General features: G+C 70.2%; 3 protein-coding genes and 1 pseudogene. 3 read left to right on the forward strand and 1 reads right to left on the reverse strand.

What is annotated here, in order from left to right; translation table 11 throughout:
• From FPZ12_RS46190 to galE, 3 genes and pseudogenes are all read left to right on the forward strand, one after another.
• A pseudogene (locus FPZ12_RS46190) lies at positions 1-798 on the forward strand (hypothetical protein); the annotation flags it as partial.
• 76 nt (positions 799-874) lie between these two features.
• The gene (gene galK, locus FPZ12_RS45295) at positions 875-2077 is read left to right on the forward strand and encodes a galactokinase (RefSeq protein ID WP_144762483.1); all 1203 of its coding nucleotides are present in this window, start codon (positions 875-877) and stop codon (positions 2075-2077) included.
• A gap of 102 nt (positions 2078-2179) precedes the next feature.
• Entirely contained in the window at positions 2180-3163 is a 984-nt protein-coding gene (gene galE, locus FPZ12_RS45300; RefSeq protein WP_144762477.1) for a UDP-glucose 4-epimerase GalE, read from the forward strand.
• Between the two features lie 165 nt (positions 3164-3328).
• Here the strand turns inward: galE and FPZ12_RS45305 are convergent, their stop codons facing one another.
• On the reverse strand, positions 3329-4363 hold the full coding sequence (locus FPZ12_RS45305) for a DUF4192 domain-containing protein (protein ID WP_144762480.1): 1035 nt from the start codon (positions 4361-4363) through the stop codon (positions 3329-3331).
• Between the last annotated feature and the right edge of the window lie 38 nt (positions 4364-4401).

The raw sequence follows: 4401 nt of genomic DNA on the forward strand, positions 1-4401 counted from the left end.
TTGGCGGGCAGCGGCCGGGCAGGCGGCGATTTGGCGGACAGCGGCCGGGCAGGCGGTGCATTGGCGGGCAGCGGCCGGGCAGGCGGCGATTTGGCGGACAGCGGCCGGGCAGGCGGTGCATTGGCGGACAGCGGCCGGGCAGGCGGCGATTTGGCGGACAGCGGCCGGGCAGGCGGTGCATTGGCGGGCAGCGGCCGGGCAGGCGGCGATTTGGCGGGCAGCGTCTTGGCAGGCGGTGCATTGGCGGGCAGTGGCTGGACGGCCAATGGAGTGGCGAACGGCGGTTTGGTGGGCGGCGGCCGGGCGAACGGCAGCGGTTTGCAGAGCGGCGCTCCTGTCGGGATCGACACTGGCTCGGCGGCTGGCGCTGGCTCGATCGGCGCGGGCTCGGTCGACGCGGGCCGCGCGGGCGGTGGTTTCACCTTGGTCGGCAACGGCTCTGCGGTCGGCAGTGGCTCGGGGCACGCCGAGGCTACTGGCCTTCGCTCGGCAAGCGCGGCCTCCGCGGAGGCGAGTGCAGCCAGCGTTGGCGCGACATGCGCGGCCCCGCAGGGTTTGGCGCCCGCAGGTTTGGCCCCCACAGGCACCGATGCGACCCGAGTCCACTCGGCAAGCAGCGCCGCGACGGACAGCCAACGCCAGCGCAGCAAGCAGCAGCCCGGCAAGCGCCAGCGCGGCAAGCATCAGCTCAGCACGCGGCGAGTCGTCGGGCGGCGAGGCGGGGTGTGCCTGCTCGACACGCCCGGGTTCCAGGCAACGCGCTCGCACCTACGGGCGTCCGGAGTGTGGGCGCGCTGAAGCGCGGCCACGAGTGAAAAGGCGTCCGATGGCGGGCGTGTACTGATTGGGTTGAGTGTTGGACGAGAGGCAGAGCCTGGCAGGCGCGGAGGGTTCCGCCCCGTACAAGGCACACGAGGCCGCCGCGGAAGCTTTCCGTTCCGTGCACGACAGGTCACCCGCCGGGGTGTGGTCCGCGCCAGGGCGGGTCAATCTGATCGGTGAGCACACCGACTACAACGACGGGTTCGTGCTCCCGTTCGCCCTGCCGCACAGGCTGGCGGCGGCCGCCTCGCCGCGGGACGACGGGATGCTGAGCGTCGCCACGCTCGGCTCCGACGGGCGCATCCAGCAAGCCGACCCGTTGCGCATCACCGACCTCAAGCCGCGCAGCATCGACGGCTGGGCCGCTTACCCCGCCGGAGTGGCGTGGGTCCTGCGCGACCAGGGCATCACCGGAGGTGCCGACGTGGTGCTGGCCGGCGACGTGCCCACCGGCGCCGGACTGTCCTCCTCCCACGCGCTCGAGTGCGCGGTGTCGCTGGCGCTGCTCGGCCTGGCCGGGCACGAGCTGGACCAGCCCGAGTCACCGACGCGGCAGGAAATCGCCCGCTGGGTTCAGCGCGTGGAGAACGACTTCGTCGGCGCTCCCACCGGTTTGCTCGACCAGACTGCCTCCCTCTGTTGCACCAAGGCCAATGTGCTCTTCCTGGACGTGCGCTCCGGCGAGTCCGAGCAGGTCCCGTTCGACACCGCCGCCTTCGGCCTGCGGATCCTCGTGATCGACTCCCGCACCAAGCACTCCCACGCCGACGGCGGCTACGGCGAACGCCGTCGCGGCACGGAACGCGCGGCCGACCTGCTGGGCATCAAGGCACTGCGCGACGTACCGTTCGACGCCCTGGACGCCACACTCCGCCGGCTCCCGGACGAGCTCGTGCCGTTGGTGCGGCACGTCGTGACGGAGAACCAGCGCGTGCTGGACGTCGTCGAACTGCTGCACGCCGGGCGGCTTCCCGAAATCGGTCCTTTCCTGGACGCCTCCCACGTGAGCATGCGCGACGACTACCGCATCTCGACCCCCGAACTCGACACCGCTGTCGACTCGGCCCGCTCCGCGGGAGCGCTCGGCGCCCGCATGACCGGCGGCGGCTTCGGCGGATCCGCCATCGCCCTCGTGGCAGCCGACGACGTGCCCAAGGTCGAAGCAGCCGTCACCGCGGCTTACGAACGCGAGGGCTGGCGGCCCCCGCGCACGTTCGTCGCCGTGCCGTCCGCAGGCGCGGGCCGCGACGCCTGAAGCGCAGCGGCGGCGCGAGTCTGTGCGCCGCTCACAGCTTGATGGTCCACACTGGCGCCATCACCTCCTTTCGTCCTGAAGCAGAAAGGCCCCTGACTACCTATGGCCACCGCTAGCGACCGCAAAGCCCTCAAACTGATCGTCACCGGCGGTGCCGGGTATGTCGGCAGCGTCTGCGTGGCGCGGCTGCTGGAAGCCGGCCACGAGGTCGTCGTGGTGGACGACCTGTCCACCGGGCACGCCGACGCCGTACCCGAGGGCGCGCGGTTCGTCGAGGGCGACGCGGCCGACGCGAGCGCGGACCTGCTCGGCGAGGGCTTCGACGGGGTGCTGCACTTCGCCGCCAAGTCGCTCGTCGGCGAATCCATGCAGGATCCCGGGAAGTACTGGCGCGGCAACGTTTTCACCGCCATCCGGCTCCTCGACGCCATGCACGAGCACGGCACGCCGCGCCTCGTGTTCTCCTCCACCGCCGCCACCTATGGCGAGCCGGAAGGGTCCCCGATCCCGGAGACCGCGCCGACCCGGCCGACCAACACCTACGGCGCCTCGAAGCTCGCGATCGACCACGCCATCACCAGCTACGCCCGTGCGCACGGGCTCGCCGCGGTGAGCCTGCGGTACTTCAACGTGGCCGGAGCGTACGGCCGCTACGGCGAGCGGCACACCACCGAGACCCACCTGATCCCTCTGGTCCTGCAGGTGGCCACCGGTGACCGCGAAGAGGTGAAGATCTTCGGCGACGACTACCCCACCGACGACGGCACGGCCGTGCGCGACTACATCCACGTGGTGGATCTCGCCGACGCGCATCTGCTGGCATTGGACCACGCCACCGAAGGCGAGCACCGGATCTACAACCTCGGCAACGGCACCGGTTTCTCGGTGCGACAGGTGATCGACACGTGTCGTCAGGTGACCGGGCACCCGATTCCGGCCGCGCAAGCCCCGCGCCGAGCTGGTGACCCGGCCACCCTCGTGGCCGCCAGCGACCGCGCTCGAACGGAACTCGGCTGGAAGCCCGAGCGGGCCGACCTCCACGGCATCGTCAGTGACGCGTGGCGGTTCACCCAGGAACGCCGCTGACTCCTGCGGAGCGACGCGACATCGGTGGGGCACCGGGCCACAAGCCCGACCGCCCCGCCGTCTTCTTTGTGCGGGGCCAATGCTGGGCTTCCCGGCTCGTTGGGCAGGTGACTGAATTCCACCCCCTTCGTCGTGGAAAAGTATTGGTGGGCAAGCAATCCGCTCTCAGCACCCGGCGAATCGCGTCGATAGTCGGCCGAGCTGTCCGGGATCGCCGACTGCTTTCACCCTCTCCGGTGGAATACCGGCTTTGAGACAGCGGAGCAGAAGGCCCGAAAGGACGTGCCCGGGATCGGCTTCGAGGGCGTTATCCAATGCCATCCGGGCCAATGCGCCTTCGCCTCGCACGTAGGCCGCGTACCCGAGCAGAGCGGCGCACTCGGCCCTTTCCGGTGGGGGCATGCGGCGCACCAGTTCCAGCCACAGCTTTTCGGCATCCGTCGGGAGGCCCGCGACCGATTCAGTGGCCGTGGACAAGCACGTATCCCGCACCCGCGAATGACCCAGTGCATCGGCCAGGCGCACCACCTGGTCGTCACTCAGACCCAGTTCTCCTTTGCGTGCCTGCAAAAGCGCGCGCCGGACCTCGTCGAAACACGCGCCGAGCGGCATCGGCTCGCGCCTCTTCCGTAGGAGCTTGGCCCGCCGCGCGACCGCAGCCTTGTCATCGGGGGCTAGTGTGCGGGCCATTTCTTCGAGACTGTCATACGTGACGCGCCCCTGACTCACGCATAGGGCAGCGAATTCCGTGGCTTTTTCGTCCGGCAGCACGCCTTCGCATTCGTCGGTGTAGCAGCGCCACCGCGCGCCGCCCCGTATTTCCGGTGTCCAGACGGGATGTGGCATGGGGATGCCCGTTTTCTCGAACGCGATGCCGAGGCGCTCGATGAGCCTGCCGTGCGGTAGCTCGCAGGGCGGGTGCTGCGGATGCGCGCCGACGGCGACAACCGCGACCCCGTCGCCGGGGTGCCGCGCGAACGTCTCCTCGAGATACGCCACCACCGCCTCCTCGTGTTCGGGCGGGGGCAGGTCGAGGCGTATCAACGGGCTGAGGCTTTGGCCGCTCTCGCTGCCGATAGCCGCTACCACCAAAGAGTTTTCGGGGCGGAAGCCGAGGAGATGCGGCAGCGCGACGATCATCTGCCCGGGCTGTTCGAGGGTGATCCGGATCCTGCCGTCCGGCAGTGTGCTCGTGGTCATGACTCCACCTTTGCCGGGAATGGGCGGGAGCGCGAGGG

The organism is Amycolatopsis acidicola, from assembly GCF_007713735.2.
GTDB classification, from domain to species: Bacteria; Actinomycetota; Actinomycetes; order Mycobacteriales; family Pseudonocardiaceae; genus Amycolatopsis_E; species Amycolatopsis_E acidicola.

Excerpts from the sequence above, each read along its gene's own strand:
- galE (WP_144762477.1), top strand. The coding sequence starts at position 2,180 with ATGGCCACCGCTAGCGACCGCAAAGCCCTCAAACTGATCGTCACCGGC.
- FPZ12_RS45305 (WP_144762480.1), bottom strand. The coding sequence starts at position 4,363 with ATGACCACGAGCACACTGCCGGACGGCAGGATCCGGATCACCCTCGAA.